We start from the raw sequence: 17,911 nt of genomic DNA, 5'->3' as shown, positions 1-17,911 counted from the left end.
TGTCCAAAATTCAGCAGTGAAAAGAGTTTGAGTTTCACTGTGCCCACTCAAACTCCGCTCAATTATTACCTTATTGTGTCATCACTGGAAATTTAAGCAGCTGGCGAATGTGAGTTTGCTGATCGCTATTCTGCAGCCACACCGCATATAAAGGTCTTACAGCGACAGGTGTATCTGGAATAACCATCAAATCACTATAAATACCGTGCCAGAAATCCGGTAAAAATGCGCATGCGCCGGTGGTATGCAGTAATTCGCGTGTAACGTGAGCTGACGTTGTGGTTAATACGGGAACATCATCACTGGAAAGATAACTTTCATGTTGATGAAAATCTGCACCCCATTCCAGCTTGATGTAATCATATTTCTCACGTTTTTCTGTTTTGCGCGCGCGGAATAAAGCGAGCGATATATGACCGATCTGCTGGCTGGTTAACTCATCCATTTTTGGTGCTTCGGTAGTAATCAACAGATCCAATTGACGCTCATGTAATTGCTTAACCAACAAATGTCGCTGTGCAATGCGTGCTTCAAGATGGAGGCTTTCACGATTCTCATAAAGTGTTTGCAACCAAGGAGTTAGATAGGCCTCCCAAAGCGATGCACTCCCTCCTATTGAAAGCTCATGATGCTGTTGTGTATGAGAAACTTCCTTTTTAGCCATCAACCAAGTGCTCATCAAGCTCTCAGCGTAGGGTAATAAACGCTCTCCCGCTGAAGTCAGCCGAATGTTATTGCGGTGACGAGTGAAAAGGTTAACACCCAACTGGTTTTCCAGTTGGCGAATGCGAAAACTAACGGCAGATTGCGTGAGGTAAAGCGCTTCAGCAGCACGCCCGAAATGGCGTGTTCTGCTCACTTCGAGGAAAGTTTTCAGTAATTCCGTATCCACAGCATTCTCCCAAAAATTGTTTGTCGTACTGATTTAAATGTTTTGTTTTACACTCTGTCAAGCCTATCTAATACTCCGCGCCATAAATAGCACGGCCATATGAGAGTCAGGAGCGTGTAAAATGGCGGATAGCTTCGCAACAACAAATCGTTTCTTCGATAACAAACATTACCCACGTGGTTTTTCGCGTCATGGTGATTTCACCATTAAAGAAGCTCAGCTTCTGGAGCGCCACGGTTTCGCCTTTAATGAATTGGATCTCGCTAAGCGTGAGCCAATTACTGAAGAAGAGCGTGCATTTTTAGAAGTATGTCGTGGTCTTCGTGAGCCGCAAACGGAAGCGGAACGTGTCTGGTCGAAATATACCGCACGTATCAAGCGTCCAAAGCGTTTTCACACGTTGTCTGGCGGTAAACCGCAAATGGACACCGTTGAAGATTTCAGCGACAGCGATGATTAAGAAAAACGGGGCTTAAATAAGCCCCGTTTTTTATTCCATACTTTTGTGCAGGTAGATCATTAAACGATCAATGCTGCGATATCCCACCGCTTCCTGCAAATGACACCGCGCAATTCGCTCTTCACCCGCCAAGTCAGCAATGGTTCTCGCCACTTTCAAAATTCTCTGCCACGCACGTACTGAAAGACCCAATGAATTGAGTACCGTTTCCAGCCATTCCGCATCCTCTTGCTGTAATTGACACCAGCGTAAAATCTCAGGGTTCGAGAGATGGGCGTTAACTTTGGCGCTGCGATCGATTTGAATCTTCCGCGCAGCGAGTACGCGGCTCAGAACCTCAGCACTGCTTTCGCTAACCTGCTGCTTCTTGCTGAGCGATCCGCTGGGCAGAAGCGGTACTTCTAAAGATAAATCAAAGCGGTCAAGAAAGGGGCCGGAAAGGCGGTTGAGGTAGCGTAAAACCTGCTGCGGTGATGAGCGGTTATGTGTGCCTTGATAATGCCCAGTCGGACTCGGATTCATTGCACCAACTAATTGAAAGCGCGCTGGATAAGTCACTTTCGCGCGCGTACGTGAAATAGCGATCTCCCCGGACTCAATAGGCTCGCGCAGTGCATCGAGTGTTTTGCGTTCAAACTCAGGCAGCTCATCTAGAAATAACACGCCATTGTGCGCTAAAGATATTTCTCCCGGACGCGGCAGTGAACCGCCGCCAACCAAGGCATACAGCGAAGCGCTATGATGAGGCGCTCTGAACGGCCGTCTGCGCCACTGATGATGCAGATTGCCGCTACTGACTAAGCTGGCAATCGCGGCGCACTCAAGCGCTTCCTGGTCGTCTAGTGGCGGCATGATTCCCGGCAACCGCGTTGCCAACATTGTCTTGCCGGTGCCCGGCGGACCGATCAGGAGCAAATTGTGTCCGCCTGCCGCCGTGATCTCTAGCGCGCGTCGGCCCTGATCCTGACCAATGATATCGCTCAAATCATGTCTTTCGGGCATATGCGTATCAGGATGATAATGAGCAACGGTAAGCGTATTTTGGTTGTGCAGAAAAGCGCAGATCTCGATTAGATGTTTGCCTACCAGCGTTTCACCTTGCTGGATTAGCCCCACATCCTGTTGATTCTGTTCAGCTAAAACCATTTGTCTGCCGGCTTGCAGTGCTGCCATGGCCGCCGGAATAGCGGCCTGAACGCCACACAGAGCGCCGTTAAGGGCCAGCTCCCCCAGGAATTCATATTGCCCTAGCTTGGCGTCAGGAAGCTGCTCAGAGGCCGCCAGAATTGCGATAGCGATGGGAAGGTCGTAGCGGCCACCTTCTTTAGGCAGATCAGCAGGGGCCAGGTTGATTGTCACGCGTTTAGCTGGGAAGGTGAATCCACTGTTGATAATCGCACTGCGCACGCGTTCTCGTGCTTCTTTGACGGTGGTTTCAGGTAGGCCAACTAACGTGAGTGCGGGAAGACCATTACTGATGTGCACTTCCACTGTGACCAGCGGAGCCTGAACGCCCAACGCTGCACGCGTTAATACTTTGGATAAAGACATAACCGCTCCTTGTTGTCCTTATCATTAAGCTCCAAAACAGGCGAATCAAATGCCAACCATATTCTTTCGGATGCAGATTCCGCACATTCACTAACGATTGCAGTGGTTTCACTACACATCAGAACGCGCTCGCAAAGTGCAAAAGTCGCTTTCTCAACGTGCGTAATGAATATTTATCAAGTTCGAAAATAACCTTTTAGTTACAGAGTGATAACTCACAGCGCTGAAATGCGTCATAAAAAAAACCAATGAAAATTATTGTCAACGAGCGGATAACTATGATAACTCTGTAGGCATTACTTCGAACAATCGAAAAAACAAACAACACATGAAAGCCCTTCTACAAGTGATTAGCCTAGTCGTGATTAGCGTGGTGGTGATTATTATCCCACCGTGCGGGGCATCGCTTGGAGAAAGAAAGGCTTAAAAATCAAGTCTGGAATTCCAAAAACCCCCGCACCGAAAGGTCCGGGGGTTTTTTTTTAACCAGAGTAAAAATCAGCGAATAAGCGAGGAACAGATTATGAGCAGTAGCATAAAATTCTGTTGTTTCCCAAGGAATACAGGAGAATAACTATGACAGGTGCACAGTGGGTAGTTCAGGCTTTACGCGCGCAGGGTGTCGATACAGTGTTTGGCTATCCTGGCGGCGCAATCATGCCAGTGTACGATGCGCTCTACGATGGCGGCGTGGAACACCTACTGTGCCGTCATGAGCAGGGTGCGGTGATGGCGGCAATCGGATATGCCCGCGCAACCGGTAAAACCGGCGTGTGTATTGCCACTTCGGGGCCGGGTGCTACCAACCTGATAACTGGATTGGCCGATGCGATGATGGATTCCATCCCGGTTGTCGCGATCACTGGCCAGGTTTCTTCCGCTTTTATTGGCACCGATGCCTTCCAGGAAATCGACGTTTTAGGTTTGTCATTAGCCTGCACCAAGCACAGCTTCCTGGTTGAATCTCTTGATGATTTACCTTCAGTAATGGCCGAAGCCTTTGCCATTGCGCAGTCCGGTCGTCCTGGCCCGGTTCTGGTCGATATCCCGAAAGACATCCAAATCGCCAGTGGTGAGCTGACGCCGCATCTGCTGCCGGTAGAAGAGGCGATCAGCCATTCGCCGCAGCACATTACTGAAGCGCGTGCCTTGATGGCGCAATCGCACAAACCAATGCTGTATATCGGCGGTGGAGTTGGCATGGCGCAAGCGGTCCCCGCGCTGCGTGCGATGGCACAAGAAACCGGTATCCCGATGGTTTCCACCTTGAAGGGCTTGGGCAGCGCTGATGCCAGCAGCGATCTCTATCTCGGCATGTTGGGCATGCACGGCACCAAGGCCGCCAATCTCGCCGTTCAATCCTGCGATTTGCTGATTGCGGTTGGCGCGCGTTTTGACGACCGCGTAACTGGCAAGTTGGATACCTTCGCCCCACACGCCAATGTTATTCACATTGATATCGATCCCGCCGAGCTGAACAAACTGCGCCGCGCGCACGTCTCTTTGCAGGGTGATTTGAACCAGGTGCTGCCAGCGCTCAGCATGCCGATGAACATTGAAGGTTGGCGCACCGAAGTCAGTGCGATGAAAGCCGAGTTCGATTGGCGCTACGATCATCCTGGCGAAGCGATTTACGCGCCGCTGCTGCTCAAGCAATTGTCCGATCGCAAAGCGGAGAGCGCAGTGGTCACCACCGACGTCGGCCAGCATCAGATGTGGGCCGCTCAGCATATGAGCTTCACCCAGCCAGAAAACTTCATCACTTCCAGTGGCCTTGGCACGATGGGCTTTGGCCTGCCAGCGGCGATTGGTGCACAGGTTGCGCGTCCAGAAGATACGGTGATTTGCGTATCTGGTGATGGCTCCATCATGATGAATATTCAGGAGCTGGGCACCATCAAGCGCGGCAAACTGCCGGTGAAAATCCTGCTGCTGGATAACCAACGCCTTGGCATGGTGCGTCAGTGGCAGCAGTTGTTCTTTGATGGTCGCTACAGCGAAACCATCCTGACCGATAACCCCGATTTCCTCACGCTGGCCAGCGCGTTTGATATTCCTGGCCAACGCATTAGCCGTAAAGATCAGGTCGACGCCGCCCTCGATGCTCTGCTGAACAGTGAAGGTCCTTACTTCCTGCATGTTTCGATAGATGAGCATGAAAACGTCTGGCCATTGGTACCACCGGGTGCCAGCAACGCAAACATGATGGAGAAAACCGCATGAATCAGCATCAATTGTCTATCGAAGCCCGCTTTCGTCCTGAAATATTGGAGCGCATTTTACGTGTCGTGCGCCACCGTGGTTTCCAGGTGTGCGCCATGAACATGGCCTCTGCGGTCAATGCCGAGAACATTAATATCGAAATGACCGTTGCCAGCCAACGCTCAGTCGATTTACTGTCTTCGCAGTTAAGCAAACTTATGGATGTCGCTTGTGTCGAGATCCAACAACAGACAACACAACAAATCCGCGCTTAGTCGCCAAAGGAAAATAGCAATGAGTACGAAGAAAGCAGACTTTATTTGGTTCAATGGGGAGATGGTTAAGTGGGAAGACGCTAAGGTCAGCGTGATGTCTCACGCCCTGCACTACGGTACTTCTGTGTTTGAAGGCGTGCGCTGCTACGACTCACACAAAGGCCCAGTGGTGTTCCGTCACCGCGAGCACATGAAGCGTCTGCACGAATCTGCCAAGATCTACCGTTTCCCAATCAAAGCCAGCGTTGATGAGCTGATGGAAGCATGCCGCGAAGTGATCCGCGTGAACAACCTGAAGAGCGCTTATATCCGTCCGCTGGCTTTCGTGGGTGACGTGGGTCTGGGTGTAAACCCGCCAGATGGTTACACCACTGATGTGATCATCGCCGCATTCCCTTGGGGCGCGTACCTTGGCGCTGAAGCGCTGGAAAACGGTATCGATGCAATGGTTTCTTCCTGGAACCGCGTAGCACCAAACACCTTGCCAACCGCAGCCAAAGCTGGCGGTAACTACCTTTCCTCTCTGCTGGTCGGTAGCGAAGCGCGCCGTCACGGTTATCAGGAAGGTATCGCTCTCGACACCAACGGCTATATTTCAGAAGGTGCTGGCGAAAACTTGTTCGAAGTGAAAGATGGCATTCTGTTCACGCCTCCGTTCACCTCTTCAGCGCTGCCGGGCATCACCCGTGACGCCATCATCAAGCTGGCGCAAGACATGGGTATCGAAGTGCGTGAGCAAGTGCTGTCTCGCGAATCTCTCTACCTGGCTGACGAAGTATTCATGTCTGGTACCGCAGCGGAAATCACTCCGGTGCGCAGCGTCGATGGTATTCAGGTCGGCGAAGGTAAACGTGGTCCGGTCACCGGTCGTATCCAGAAGGCATTCTTTGGCCTGTTCACTGGCGAGACGGAAGACAAGTGGGGCTGGTTGGATCCGGTTAACGCATAACTAGAATTTTGCGGGCGTCAGATGGCGCCCGCAACCTTATTATTACTGGAGTAAATAGAGCATGCCTAAGTACCGTTCCGCCACCACCACCCATGGTCGTAACATGGCCGGTGCCCGTGCCTTGTGGCGCGCAACTGGAATGACCGACGACGATTTCGGCAAGCCGATCATCGCCGTAGTCAACTCATTCACCCAATTCGTACCGGGCCACGTGCACCTGCGCGATCTCGGCAAACTGGTTGCCGAACAAATCGAAGCAGCAGGTGGTGTCGCTAAAGAGTTCAACACCATTGCGGTGGATGATGGTATCGCCATGGGCCATGGCGGCATGCTGTATTCACTGCCTTCACGCGAGTTGATTGCCGACTCGGTGGAATACATGGTCAACGCGCACTGCGCCGATGCCATGGTCTGTATCTCCAACTGCGACAAAATCACCCCGGGAATGCTGATGGCCTCTCTGCGCCTCAACATTCCAGTGATCTTTGTTTCCGGCGGCCCGATGGAAGCCGGTAAAACCAAGCTGTCCGATCAAATCATCAAGCTGGACTTGGTCGATGCAATGATTCAGGGCGCCAACCCGAACGTTAGTGATGCCGACAGCGATCAGATCGAACGTTCTGCTTGCCCAACCTGCGGTTCGTGTTCCGGTATGTTCACCGCCAACTCAATGAACTGTTTGACCGAAGCGCTGGGCCTGTCACAGCCGGGCAACGGTTCGCTGCTGGCAACGCACGCCGATCGCGAAGAGCTGTTCATCAATGCCGGTAAGCGCATCGTCAGCTTGACCAAACGTTATTACGAGCAGGATGACGTCAACATGCTGCCGCGCAACATTGCCAGCAAAGCAGCATTTGAGAACGCCATGACGCTGGATATCGCCATGGGCGGCTCGACCAATACCGTTCTGCACTTGCTGGCAGCGGCGCAGGAAGGCGAAATCGACTTCAACATCTCTGATATCGACCGCCTGTCACGCAAAGTTCCGCAACTGTGTAAAGTGGCGCCAAGTACGCCGAAATATCACATGGAAGACGTGCACCGTGCGGGTGGTGTGATCGGTATTCTCGGCGAGCTGGATCGCGCCGGACTGATCGACACCAGCGCGCGTAACATCTTGCAGCAGAGCATGCGTGAAACCATCGATCAGTACGACATCATGCTGACCAAAGACCAAGCGGTGAAAGACATGTTCCGCGCGGGTCCAGCCGGTATTCGCACTACCAAGGCGTTCTCGCAAAATTGCCGTTGGGATACGCTGGATGACGATCGTGCTGAAGGTTGTATTCGTACGCGTGAACACGCTTACTCGCAAGATGGCGGTTTAGCGGTGCTGTACGGCAACATCGCGGAAGACGGCTGTATCGTTAAAACCGCCGGCGTCGACAAAGAAATCCTCACCTTCAAAGGCCCGGCCAAAGTCTACGAAAGCCAGGATGATGCGGTTACCGCGATTCTGGGCGGCAAAGTGGTGGCTGGCGATGTGGTTGTTATTCGCTACGAAGGGCCGAAAGGCGGACCGGGCATGCAGGAAATGCTCTATCCAACCACTTACCTGAAATCGATGGGCCTTGGCAAAAGCTGTGCCTTGATCACCGACGGTCGTTTCTCTGGCGGTACTTCTGGACTGTCAATCGGTCACGCCTCTCCGGAAGCGGCGAGCGGCGGCACCATCGCGCTGGTGAAAGATGGCGACATGATTGAAATCGATATTCCGAACCGTGGCATCAAGCTGGCGGTGCCGGATAACGAATTGCACGCGCGTCGTGAAGAAGAGCAAGCGCGTGGCGATGCGGCTTACACCCCGCATGGTCGTGAGCGTGAAGTCTCCTTCGCCCTGCGTGCTTATGCTTCACTCGCGACCAGCGCTGACAAAGGCGCGGTGCGCGATAAGTCTAAGCTGGGAGGCTAACCGATGGCTGAGTCTCAACCGCTATCCGCAACGCCCAACGGTGCGGAATATTTGCGCGCAGTGCTGCGTTCACCAGTGTACGAAATTGCTCAGGTGACGCCGCTGCAAAAAATGGAAAAAATTTCATCGCGTCTTGGCAACACCATTCTGGTGAAGCGAGAAGATCGTCAGCCGGTGCACAGCTTCAAGCTGCGCGGGGCTTACGCGATGATTGCCGGGCTGAATGAAGAGCAAAAAGCGCGCGGCGTGGTGACGGCTTCGGCCGGAAACCATGCGCAGGGCGTGGCGCTCTCGGCCAGCACGCTTGGCATCAAATCACTGATTGTGATGCCGTTGGCCACGGCAGACATCAAGGTTGATGCAGTACGCGCATTTGGCGGTGAGGCTTATCTGTTTGGGGCTAACTTCGACGAAGCGAAAGCCAAAGCGATTGAGTTGGCGGAGCAGCAAGGTTACACCTTCGTCCCGCCGTTTGATCATCCGGCAGTGATTGCCGGACAAGGCACGCTGGCGATGGAGCTGTTGCAGCAGGATGCACATCTCGATCGCGTCTTCGTGCCGGTTGGTGGCGGTGGTCTAGCCGCTGGCGTGGCGGTGCTGATCAAACAGTTGATGCCGCAAATCAAAGTGATTGCGGTGGAATCGGAAGATTCAGCCTGCCTGAAAGCGGCGCTGGATGCGGGCGAACCGGTGGATTTGGCGCGTGTCGGCTTGTTTGCCGAAGGCGTGGCGGTGAAGCGCATCGGCAGTGAAACTTTCCGTCTGTGCAAAGAATATCTCGACGACATCATCACAGTGGATAGCGATGCAATTTGCGCGGCGGTTAAAGATCTGTTCGAAGATGTGCGTGCGGTGGCGGAACCTTCTGGCGCGTTAGCGTTGGCAGGTATGAAGAAATACATCCAGCTGCACGACATCAAAGGCGAGCGTCTGGCGCACGTATTGTCGGGGGCTAACGTCAACTTCCACGGCTTGCGCTACGTTTCCGAGCGTTGTGAACTGGGTGAACAACGTGAAGCGCTGCTGGCAGTGACGATTCCAGAACAGCAGGGTAGCTTCCTCAAGTTCTGTCAGACCATCGGCGGCCGTTCAATCACCGAGTTCAACTATCGCTATGCGGATGCGGATAACGCCTGCATCTTCGTTGGCGTGCGTTTAACGCGCGGGCTGGAAGAGCGCAGTGAAATCATCAGCCAGCTCAGCGAAGGTGGTTATCATGTGGTGGATCTGTCGGATGATGAGATGGCCAAGCTGCATGTGCGTTACATGGTTGGCGGACGTCCGTCTAAGCCGCTGCGTGAACGTCTGTTCAGCTTTGAATTCCCGGAAGCACCGGGCGCGTTGCTGAAATTCCTGCAAACGCTTGGCGCGCACTGGAATATCTCGCTGTTCCACTATCGCAGCCACGGCACCGATTACGGTCGCGTGCTGGCGGCGTTCGAAGCCAACGATCATGAGCCGGAGTTCGAAAGCCATCTCAACGCGTTAGGCTACGAATGGCATGATGAGGCCAACAACCCGGCGTTCCGCTTCTTCCTCGCCGGGCAGTAATTACAGCTGACTCCAAAATGCATTGATAAGCGGCTCACCGAGCCGCTTTTTTTGTACGCACACGCCGAGTTCCAGCGGCGCGACCGATTCCACACTCTCCAGCGTCAATACACGATTGCGCACCGGTTCCGGGCTGTTTTCCAGCACCACATCCGGCAGCAGCGCAATGCCGCATCCCAGCGCCACCATCGACACAATCGCTTCATGCCCGGAAACCGTGGCATAAATTTGCGGATTGGGAATGCGCTGGCGACGGAACCATAAATCGATGCCGCGCCGCGCAGGCCCTTGTTCCGGCAGGATAAACGGAATCTGCGACCAATCCGGTTGCTCTTGCGTGGCCTGGCTGCGCACCGGGCAAGGCAACGCCGGGGCGATCAGCACCAGCGGGATCAGGCCAAGTGGCGTAAAATCTATACTCGCGGGCAGCGACTCGGGGCGACCGGCAATGGCTAAATCGGCATCACCCGATTGCACCATTTCGATGGCGTCGGCGGCATCGCCGGTAGTGAGTTTGATTTCCACTTGCGGATGCTCGGCGCGGAAGCGGTCAAGAATCGGCGGCAGATGGCTGTAAGCCGCGGTTACCGAACAGAACAGGCGCAACTCGCCGCTCAGTGAAGGTCCGTTCAGATCCATCACATGACGCAGTTGCTGATATTGCAGCAAGGTTTGTTGAGCAAACTGGCGCAGGCGCTCACCGGCTTCGGTCAGCGTCACAGTGCGGTTATCACGCAGAAACAGCGCGTGGCCGACATCCTCTTCCAGGCGCTGAATCTGGCGCGATAAGGTCGAAGGGCTTACGTGCATGGCGCGTGCGGTGCGACCAAAGTGGCAGCTTTCAGCCAGATGAAGGAAGAGTTTCAGGTCTCGTAAATCCATGCGTTTGTCGCCTCAACGTGATGTTGCAAATTTTGCAATGTAACCTTGCTAATATATCAATTTAAGCAACAGATTTCCTGTCATATGATGGGGTCATTCGCGGCGCTAATGGCAGCGTCGTTACTGAACAAAAACAAACACAACATCTAACCGGAGTACCCATGGCTAATTACTTTAACACTTTGAATCTGCGCAACCAGTTAGCGCAGTTAGGCAAATGTCGTTTCATGTCACGCGATGAATTCGCGGATGGCGCCAGCTTCCTGAAAGGCAAAAAAGTGGTCATCGTTGGCTGTGGCGCTCAGGGTCTGAACCAGGGCCTGAACATGCGCGATTCCGGCCTGGATATCGCTTACGCCCTGCGTGCCGAAGCGATTGCTGAGAAGCGTGCCTCTTTCCGCAAAGCAACCGAAAACGGTTTCAAAGTGGGTACTTACGAAGAGCTGATCCCGCAGGCTGATCTGGTAGTTAACCTGACGCCAGACAAGCAGCACTCAGCGGTAGTTCAGGCGGTTCAGCCGCTGATGAAAGACGGCGCTGCACTGGGCTACTCACACGGTTTCAACATCGTTGAATCTGGCGAAACCATCCGTAAAGATCTGACCGTAGTAATGGTTGCACCGAAGTGCCCAGGCACCGAAGTGCGTGAAGAGTACAAGCGTGGTTTCGGTGTGCCGACGCTGATCGCCGTTCACCCAGAAAACGATCCAAAGGGCGAAGGCATGGCGATTGCTAAAGCCTGGGCCGCAGCCACCGGCGGTGACCGCGCGGGCGTGCTGGAATCTTCCTTCGTTGCGGAAGTGAAATCTGACCTGATGGGCGAGCAAACCATTCTGTGCGGTATGCTGCAAGCCGGTTCACTGCTGTGCTTCGACAAGCTGGTGGCTGAAGGTCACGACGCGGCTTACACCGAAAAACTGATTCAGTTCGGCTGGGAAACCATCACCGAATCACTGAAATTCGGCGGCATCACGCTGATGATGGATCGTCTGTCCAACCCAGCGAAAATCCGTGCTTACGCACTGTCTGAGCAGCTGAAAACCATCATGGCGCCGCTGTTCCAGAAGCACATGGATGACATCATCTCTGGCGAATTCTCTTCAGGCATGATGGCTGACTGGGCCAACGACGACAAAAACCTGCTGACCTGGCGTGAAGAGACCGGCGCAACCGCATTCGAAAACGCACCGCAGTTCGAAGGCAAAATCGAAGAGCAAGAATATTACGACAAAGGTGTCGTAATGGTTGCGATGGTGAAAGCAGGCGTTGAGCTGGCGTTCGAAACCATGGTTGATGCGGGCATCATCGAAGAGTCTGCTTACTACGAATCACTGCACGAGCTGCCGCTGATTGCTAACACCATTGCACGTAAGCGTCTGTATGAAATGAACGTGGTTATCTCTGATACCGCAGAATACGGTAACTACCTGTTCTCCTTCGCGGCGGTTCCGCTGCTGAAAGAGTTCATGACCACGCTGCAACCGGGCGATTTGGGTAAAGCGATCGAAGGTACTCAGGTTGATAACGCGCAGCTGCGTGATGTGAACGAAGCAGTTCGTCAGCACCCAATCGAATCTGTTGGCCGCAAACTGCGTGGCTACATGACCGATATGAAGCGTATCGCAGTAGCAGGCTAAGCCTCGCGCAACACAGTTTTCAGCACACAAAAAACCCCGGCTTGCCGGGGTTTTTTATTGTCTGAAGAGTGCTCGCAGGAGAGGAAATGATTAGGCGGTACTCAATGCTACACCTCCGCTCGATCAGCCCCTTCTCCCGCTTGCGGGAGAAGGTTGGGATGAGGGACAGCGCGCACCACCTTACAAAATCTCACCAATAAAAAACCCGGCCTAAGCCGGGTTTCCTTTAGCGCATAAATCAACATCACACCGCTTCATACAGCGTCTGATGACGCGTCTCTTTACAGGCAATCAGTGCAATCAGCGTCAGCACCGCCATCGAAGCCAGATAGAAGCCCACTGCCTGCAAACCGTAATTCGCGTTCAACCAGGTAGCGATATACGGCGCAACCGAAGCACCGAGAATCGACGACAGATTGTACGAGAACGATGCGCCGGTATAACGCACTTCAGTCGGGAACAGTTCCGGCAGCAGCGCGCCCATCGGGCCGAAGGTCAGGCCCATAATGCTCAAGCCGAGGATCAGGAAGCCCATCACCAGCACCTGTGAACCGGAACCCAGCAGCACTGGGAACATCAGCGCAAAAGCAATAATCATCAACGTAATGGTGATCATGGTTCTGCGGCGACCAAAGCGGTCCGCCAGCAGGCCAGCAATCGGCACCATCACACCAAAACCAATCACCGCCACCATCAGCATCCACAGGAAGCTGTTACGTGAATAACCGAGTCCAACCGGTGCAGGCGCGGTGCCGTAGCTCATGGAATAAACGGTCATAATGTAGAACAGCGTATAGGTGGCGAGCATGATGAAGGTGCCAAGAATGGTCGCAGTCAAATGCTTGCTCAGCAGTGTGCCAATCGGCATGCGCACTTGCTTGTTCTCTTTCTGCACTTTGGCAAACACCGGGCTTTCATGCAGCGACACGCGCACATACAGGCCGATCAGCACCAGCACCGCAGAAAGGATAAACGGTACGCGCCAGCCCCAATTCATAAACTGCTCATCAGTCAGCAGCCAAGACAGCAGCAGGAAGGTGCCGTTAGCGAAGAAGAAGCCAATCGGCGCGCCCAACTGCGGGAACGAACCGTACAGCGCGCGTTTCTTGGCTGGCGCATTTTCGGTGGCCAGCAGCGCCGCACCGCCCCATTCGCCACCCAATCCCAAGCCTTGACCAAAGCGAGCCAGCGCCAGCAGCAGCGGAGCGGCAACGCCAATGGTTTGATAGCTCGGCAGCAGGCCGATCAGCACGGTGGATACGCCCATGGTCAGCAGCGATGCCACCAGGGTTGCTTTACGGCCGACGCGGTCACCAAAGTGGCCGAACACCGCAGAACCGATAGGACGTGCGACGAAAGCGATGGCGAAGGTGGCCAGCGATTGCAGCGTTGCGACGGTTGGATCGCCCTGCGGGAAGAAAATGTGCGGGAAGATAATCACCGCGGCGGTGGCATAGATATAGAAATCGAAGAATTCAATAGCGGTGCCGACAAGCGATGCCACAACCACTTTGCCGCGTGAATTCACTGGCGCGTCGTCGTGTTTTTTGTCGAGTGTTTCTGTGATGGAGGCTTGCATAAGTGTTTCTTAATTGTAAATGTAGACAGAGAATCTTACGCACCTGTATTGCGGCATTCAATGGCGAAAAACCGCGTCGCACCGGGCTTTTTCGGCGAAAAAGTGGATAATTTGTGAGTTGCTGCAATCGGCGGCGGATGGGAACGCGAAGCGTGCTTTTTTTGGCGGGAATCTCTGCAAAAGGGCCAAATAAAAGTGACCCTCCAGCGTTTCCTGCTGGTTTTTGCGGAAAAAATAGCCAGCAGGAAACATTTTTAGCTAGTTTGGCAATTGTAACAATCTGGTTGGATTATTTTGCCTGATGCGGCTGCGGCATCTCTTTATCGTCTTTGTACTTGGCGGTGGCAATCCACGCCGCGCAGAACAGCGTCAAGCGCGCAAAGAAATAGAAGAATGCCATCAGTCCCAGCACCGAACCAAACGCCGCGCCAGAAGGCGAGGTCGCCAGTTTCGGCAGCGTCAGCGTCATCACAAATTTGATCACCTCAAAGCCTATCGCCGCCAGCAGCGTGCCGCGGAACAGCGCTTTTTTGCGCGGCTTATGACGCGGCAGAATCCAGAAAATCCACAAGAACAACAGATAGTTGGCGAGGATGGAGATCGACAGCGCAATCACCGTCATCGCCGGGCGCAGCCATTCAATGTCGCCCAAGCCCAAGGCGTTGACGATCGCCGCCTGCGCGGCACCGGCAATCGACGTCAGCGACAGCGTAATCACTAGCGCCAGCATCAAACCCAGCAGCGACAACAAATCGCGCGCGTACTTCTTCCAGAATTTTTCCTTGTCGTCAGGCGTGCGTTCCCACACATCGCGTGACTGCGCGCGCACCGCTTCACGCAGGTTGCCCATCCAGTTGATGCCTGAATAGAGCGCCAACAGCAAACCGGTCAACCCCACCGTGGCACGCTGCTGAATCGCAGTATTCACCGTGTTTTTTAAGGTGGTTGCCAGCGTCGGATCGCTGATACTGCTCACGATTTTGTTGATCAACTCACTCAACAGATCCTGATTCGACGCCAGCACAAAGCCGACCGCCGCAAAGGAGACCATCAAAATCGGTATCAGCGAAAGAAACGAGAAATAGGTGATGGCAGCGCCAAACTGGCTACCGAGGCGATCGTTAAAGCGTTCCAGCGCGCGCATAAAGTGCGCCACCGCCGGAATCGCCTGAAACCAGGCAGCGAAGCGCGACACATGTTGGATCGAGCCATCCACGGTTTTATTGCCGGTTTTAATATCAATCAGCGGCTTGGTGTCAGCCGCCGTCTCTTTAATGTTTTTGTCCGTCATAGACGATAGTCATCCTGTTCACTGCGAAATTACAATTATAGTCTGCTAGGTTACATATTCCTGTAGGACCTGGCTGAGCCACTCCATAAACACCCGCACGCGGCGCGCCACGTTACGGCGATGCGGATACAGCAGCGAGATCGGCATCGGTTTAGCCGGGAAATGATGCAGCACTTCCACCAACTTGCCCGATTCCAGCAGCGGCTGGACGCCAATCGCCGGCACCTGAATAATCCCCAATCCGGCCATACAGGCCGCGCGATAGGTTTCGGTGCTGTTGACCGTCACCACGCCGCCGGTTTGGATGTAATGACACTGCTTGCCATCGAAATACTCGAAGCCCAATGAAGGCTGCCCAAGCTGCTGGCTGTAATGCACCATCGCGTGTTGCGACAGATCTTCCAACCGCACCGGCATGCCGAAGCGGGCAAGGTAATCGGCGCTGGCGCAGTTGATCAAGGCATGTGATCCGATTTTTCGCGCGATCAGGCCGGAATCTTTCAACTCACCCACGCGCACCACGCAGTCAAAACCTTCACGAATTACATCAACCTGGCGATCGCTGCTGCTGAGCTCAATCTCCAAACCGGGATAATGCTGCAAAAACTCCGGCAGGCGCGGCAAGACAAAACCGGTTGCCATCGCCACCGACATATCGACGCGCAGCTTGCCGCTTAAGGTGCCGGGATCGTGCTGGAACAGGCTGTCCATATCATCCAGCATTGAGAGCAAATCGAGGCAGCGATCGTAATAAACCAAGCCATCTTGCGTCAGATGCACGCGCCGCGTAGTGCGATGCAGTAAACGCGTACCCATTTGATTTTCCAGCGCCTGCAACTGACGCGATACGCTGCCTTTCGGTAAACCCAAACTTTCTGCCGCACGGGTAAAACTGCCCATTTCTGCCACCCGCACAAAAACCTGCATTGAGTGAATTTTATCCATGTTGTTCACCGATTGTTGTTGTTAGTGAAACAGTGCTGCGTATTCCTCTGCGTTTATAGATCAATTATTCGCGAATATCCTTAACTCGTGTTCAATTTTCCAACTGGAGCGAAACATGAGTCATAAAATTGCATTGATTACCGGCGGAAACCGCGGTTTAGGCAAGAATGGCGCGCTGAAACTGGCCGCTAAAGGCACCGATATCCTGTTTACCTATCGCGGACATGCGGAAGAAGCGCAAGCGGTGATTAAAGAGATCGAAGCGCTGGGCGCACGTGCCGTGGCGCTGCAGCTGGATGTTGGCGATTCCAGCAGCTTTGAAAGTTTTGTCGCGCAGGTGAAAGAGGCGCTGCAAAAAACCTGGCAGCGTGACAACTTTGATTATTTAGTGAACAACGCCGGTCACGGTCATTACAAACCGTTTGCCGAAACCACCGAAGAAGAGTTCGATGCACTGGTGAATGTGCACTTCAAAGGGCCGTTCTTCCTGACGCAAAAACTGCTGCCGCTGATCATTGATGGTGGACGCATTCTGAATATCTCCAGCGGCTTAACGCGCATGACGTTGCCGGGCTCAGGCACTTACGCCTCAATCAAGGGTGCGATGGAAGTGTTAACGCGCTATCAGGCCAAAGAGTTGGGCGAACGTCGTATTCGCGTCAACATTCTGGCGCCGGGCGCGATTGAAACTGACTTCGGCGGTGGGCGCGTGCGCGATACCAAAGATCTCAACGATCATATCGCCGCTGTCACCGCGCTGGGCCGCGTTGGTTTGCCGGATGATATTGGCGATGCGATCAGCGCGATTCTCAGCGATGAAAGTGGTTGGATCAACGCCCAACGCATCGAAGCGTCTGGCGGTCAGGCACTGTAAAAAAACGAACGGGCGATGATTGCGCCCGTTTCCTTTTACAAATCAATCGTCCCGTCAATCACCGTCACGGTTTGACCACCAATCCAAATCGCTTCATCGCTGAAACTCACCTGAATACGGCCTTCACGCTGAATAGCGCTGCCCTGACGAGCACGATAATCTTGTGTTTGTCCCTGCGCGGCGAAATAACGCGCCAGACAAGCATTGGCGCTGCCGGTCACTGGATCTTCGGTCAAACTGCCGTTCTCTACCAGCAATGCGCGCACTTCGTACTGTTCGTGTTCACCCGCAGGTAATGCGCCAAAAATCATCGTGCCGTTAACGTCGGCGTGTTTCTGTAAGCGCTGTAAATCGGCTGCTGAAGCCTGCACATCCAGCACCGCCTGCGCGCTACTCATGGGAATCAACAGCCAGCGAATCCCCATATCAACGATGGTGGGCGATTGGCTGAGATCGAAGGCTTCACTGTTCAATGCGCTACTCATCAGCGCATCACTAAACGGCGCCAACGTCGCAGCCGGTGCCGCAAACGCCAGCGCACCGTCGTCGCTGATTTTCACGTCAACCAAGCCGACGCCGCACTCCTGCACGATTTGGCCCGGCGTTTTCAGCGGCCAACCGGCTTCCAGCAGCGCGTGCGCGGTGCCGAGCGTTGGATGTCCGGCAAACGGCAACTCACCTTCAACGGTAAAAATGCGCACACGATAATCTGCGGCGCTGTCTTGCGGCGGCAGCACGAAGGTGGTTTCCGACAAATTGGTCCAGCGTGCAATCGCCGCCAACTGCGCATCACTCAAGCCTTGCGCTTCCATGATCACCGCCAGCGGATTACCTTTGAACGCTGCTGAGGTAAATACATCCACTTGTTTAAATGCGACCTTCATTGTCACTCCTTGCTTGTTAGGATTGTC

At 53.8% G+C, this 17,911-nt stretch carries 16 protein-coding genes; 9 read left to right on the top strand and 7 right to left on the bottom strand.

Annotated elements, in window-relative coordinates; translation table 11 throughout:
- Positions 1–70: 70 nt before the first annotated feature.
- Positions 71–892, bottom strand: a complete 822-nt coding sequence (gene hdfR, locus ABDW13_RS06890) for an HTH-type transcriptional regulator HdfR (protein WP_343551740.1) — start codon at positions 890–892, stop codon at positions 71–73.
- Between the two features lie 121 nt (positions 893–1,013).
- On the opposite strand from hdfR, the gene ABDW13_RS06885 reads away from it, so the two are divergent.
- Positions 1,014–1,352, top strand: a complete 339-nt coding sequence (locus tag ABDW13_RS06885; protein ID WP_343551739.1) for a DUF413 domain-containing protein — start codon at positions 1,014–1,016, stop codon at positions 1,350–1,352.
- 30 nt (positions 1,353–1,382) lie between these two features.
- Here the strand turns inward: ABDW13_RS06885 and ABDW13_RS06880 are convergent, their stop codons facing one another.
- Positions 1,383–2,903 carry a YifB family Mg chelatase-like AAA ATPase gene (locus ABDW13_RS06880; RefSeq protein WP_343551738.1) on the bottom strand — a complete coding sequence of 507 codons (1,521 nt, stop codon included), beginning with the start codon at positions 2,901–2,903 and terminating at the stop codon, positions 1,383–1,385.
- 328 nt (positions 2,904–3,231) lie between these two features.
- Between ABDW13_RS06880 and ilvL the strand changes: the two genes are divergently transcribed.
- The 6 genes from ilvL to ilvA all read left to right on the top strand — a co-directional run bounded on the left by ilvL (position 3,232) and on the right by ilvA (position 9,792).
- A complete protein-coding gene (gene ilvL, locus ABDW13_RS06875) occupies positions 3,232–3,330 on the top strand; it encodes an ilv operon leader peptide (RefSeq protein WP_071531048.1) in 99 nt (32 codons plus the stop codon).
- A gap of 149 nt (positions 3,331–3,479) precedes the next feature.
- Positions 3,480–5,126 (top strand): acetolactate synthase 2 catalytic subunit, encoded by a 1,647-nt coding sequence (ilvG, locus tag ABDW13_RS06870; RefSeq protein ID WP_343551737.1) that lies wholly within the window; start codon positions 3,480–3,482, stop codon positions 5,124–5,126.
- Positions 5,123–5,380 (top strand): acetolactate synthase 2 small subunit, encoded by a 258-nt coding sequence (gene ilvM, locus ABDW13_RS06865; protein WP_008106624.1) that lies wholly within the window; start codon positions 5,123–5,125, stop codon positions 5,378–5,380. The genes ilvG and ilvM overlap by 4 nt, the downstream gene beginning before the upstream one ends.
- Before the next feature lie 19 nt (positions 5,381–5,399).
- Complete coding sequence (locus ABDW13_RS06860) at positions 5,400–6,329, top strand: branched-chain amino acid transaminase (protein ID WP_343551736.1); 930 nt, start codon at positions 5,400–5,402, stop codon at positions 6,327–6,329.
- Positions 6,330–6,390: 61 nt separating this feature from the next.
- Positions 6,391–8,241 carry a dihydroxy-acid dehydratase gene (gene ilvD / locus ABDW13_RS06855; RefSeq protein WP_343551735.1) on the top strand — a complete coding sequence of 617 codons (1,851 nt, stop codon included), beginning with the start codon at positions 6,391–6,393 and terminating at the stop codon, positions 8,239–8,241.
- A 3-nt stretch (positions 8,242–8,244) separates the two neighbouring features.
- Entirely contained in the window at positions 8,245–9,792 is a 1,548-nt protein-coding gene (ilvA, locus tag ABDW13_RS06850; RefSeq protein WP_343551733.1) for a threonine ammonia-lyase, biosynthetic, read from the top strand.
- On the opposite strand, the gene ilvY is transcribed toward ilvA, so the two are convergent.
- On the bottom strand, positions 9,793–10,674 hold the full coding sequence (ilvY, locus tag ABDW13_RS06845) for an HTH-type transcriptional activator IlvY (RefSeq protein WP_343551732.1): 882 nt from the start codon (positions 10,672–10,674) through the stop codon (positions 9,793–9,795).
- Positions 10,675–10,835: 161 nt separating this feature from the next.
- Here ilvY and ilvC point away from each other — a divergent pair, with 161 nt between their 5' ends.
- Positions 10,836–12,311 (top strand): ketol-acid reductoisomerase, encoded by a 1,476-nt coding sequence (gene ilvC / locus ABDW13_RS06840; protein WP_343551730.1) that lies wholly within the window; start codon positions 10,836–10,838, stop codon positions 12,309–12,311.
- Positions 12,312–12,555: 244 nt separating this feature from the next.
- On the opposite strand, the gene ABDW13_RS06835 is transcribed toward ilvC, so the two are convergent.
- The 3 genes from ABDW13_RS06835 to ABDW13_RS06825 all read right to left on the bottom strand — a co-directional run bounded on the left by ABDW13_RS06835 (position 12,556) and on the right by ABDW13_RS06825 (position 16,126).
- The gene (locus tag ABDW13_RS06835) at positions 12,556–13,890 is read right to left on the bottom strand and encodes an MFS transporter (protein ID WP_343551729.1); all 1,335 of its coding nucleotides are present in this window, start codon (positions 13,888–13,890) and stop codon (positions 12,556–12,558) included.
- 289 nt (positions 13,891–14,179) lie between these two features.
- The gene (gene yhjD, locus ABDW13_RS06830; protein WP_343551728.1) at positions 14,180–15,181 is read right to left on the bottom strand and encodes an inner membrane protein YhjD; all 1,002 of its coding nucleotides are present in this window, start codon (positions 15,179–15,181) and stop codon (positions 14,180–14,182) included.
- A 45-nt stretch (positions 15,182–15,226) separates the two neighbouring features.
- Positions 15,227–16,126: a LysR family transcriptional regulator gene (locus tag ABDW13_RS06825; protein WP_343551727.1), complete on the bottom strand. Its 900-nt coding sequence runs from the start codon at positions 16,124–16,126 to the stop codon at positions 15,227–15,229.
- A 115-nt stretch (positions 16,127–16,241) separates the two neighbouring features.
- Here ABDW13_RS06825 and ABDW13_RS06820 point away from each other — a divergent pair, with 115 nt between their 5' ends.
- Positions 16,242–17,000: an SDR family oxidoreductase gene (locus ABDW13_RS06820; protein ID WP_343551726.1), complete on the top strand. Its 759-nt coding sequence runs from the start codon at positions 16,242–16,244 to the stop codon at positions 16,998–17,000.
- A 35-nt stretch (positions 17,001–17,035) separates the two neighbouring features.
- On the opposite strand, the gene ABDW13_RS06815 is transcribed toward ABDW13_RS06820, so the two are convergent.
- The gene (locus ABDW13_RS06815; protein ID WP_343551725.1) at positions 17,036–17,884 is read right to left on the bottom strand and encodes a PhzF family phenazine biosynthesis protein; all 849 of its coding nucleotides are present in this window, start codon (positions 17,882–17,884) and stop codon (positions 17,036–17,038) included.
- Positions 17,885–17,911 lie beyond the last annotated feature (27 nt).

It is taken from the genome of Pantoea sp. (genome assembly GCF_039594315.1).
In the GTDB taxonomy this organism is placed as follows: Bacteria; Pseudomonadota; Gammaproteobacteria; order Enterobacterales; family Enterobacteriaceae; genus Pantoea.
The sequence above is the reverse complement of the archived record's forward strand: the minus strand, read 5'-3'. Positions and strand labels throughout refer to the sequence as shown.

Excerpts from the sequence above, each read along its gene's own strand:
- ABDW13_RS06825 (WP_343551727.1), bottom strand. The coding sequence starts at position 16,126 with ATGGATAAAATTCACTCAATGCAGGTTTTTGTGCGGGTGGCAGAAATG.
- ABDW13_RS06885 (WP_343551739.1), top strand. The coding sequence starts at position 1,014 with ATGGCGGATAGCTTCGCAACAACAAATCGTTTCTTCGATAACAAACAT.
- ABDW13_RS06880 (WP_343551738.1), bottom strand. The coding sequence starts at position 2,903 with ATGTCTTTATCCAAAGTATTAACGCGTGCAGCGTTGGGCGTTCAGGCT.
- ABDW13_RS06860 (WP_343551736.1), top strand. The coding sequence starts at position 5,400 with ATGAGTACGAAGAAAGCAGACTTTATTTGGTTCAATGGGGAGATGGTT.
- ilvD (WP_343551735.1), top strand. The coding sequence starts at position 6,391 with ATGCCTAAGTACCGTTCCGCCACCACCACCCATGGTCGTAACATGGCC.
- ABDW13_RS06835 (WP_343551729.1), bottom strand. The coding sequence starts at position 13,890 with ATGCAAGCCTCCATCACAGAAACACTCGACAAAAAACACGACGACGCG.
- ilvL (WP_071531048.1), top strand. The coding sequence starts at position 3,232 with ATGAAAGCCCTTCTACAAGTGATTAGCCTAGTCGTGATTAGCGTGGTG.
- yhjD (WP_343551728.1), bottom strand. The coding sequence starts at position 15,181 with ATGACGGACAAAAACATTAAAGAGACGGCGGCTGACACCAAGCCGCTG.
- ABDW13_RS06820 (WP_343551726.1), top strand. The coding sequence starts at position 16,242 with ATGAGTCATAAAATTGCATTGATTACCGGCGGAAACCGCGGTTTAGGC.
- ilvM (WP_008106624.1), top strand. The coding sequence starts at position 5,123 with ATGAATCAGCATCAATTGTCTATCGAAGCCCGCTTTCGTCCTGAAATA.
- ilvA (WP_343551733.1), top strand. The coding sequence starts at position 8,245 with ATGGCTGAGTCTCAACCGCTATCCGCAACGCCCAACGGTGCGGAATAT.
- ilvC (WP_343551730.1), top strand. The coding sequence starts at position 10,836 with ATGGCTAATTACTTTAACACTTTGAATCTGCGCAACCAGTTAGCGCAG.
- ilvY (WP_343551732.1), bottom strand. The coding sequence starts at position 10,674 with ATGGATTTACGAGACCTGAAACTCTTCCTTCATCTGGCTGAAAGCTGC.
- ABDW13_RS06815 (WP_343551725.1), bottom strand. The coding sequence starts at position 17,884 with ATGAAGGTCGCATTTAAACAAGTGGATGTATTTACCTCAGCAGCGTTC.
- ilvG (WP_343551737.1), top strand. The coding sequence starts at position 3,480 with ATGACAGGTGCACAGTGGGTAGTTCAGGCTTTACGCGCGCAGGGTGTC.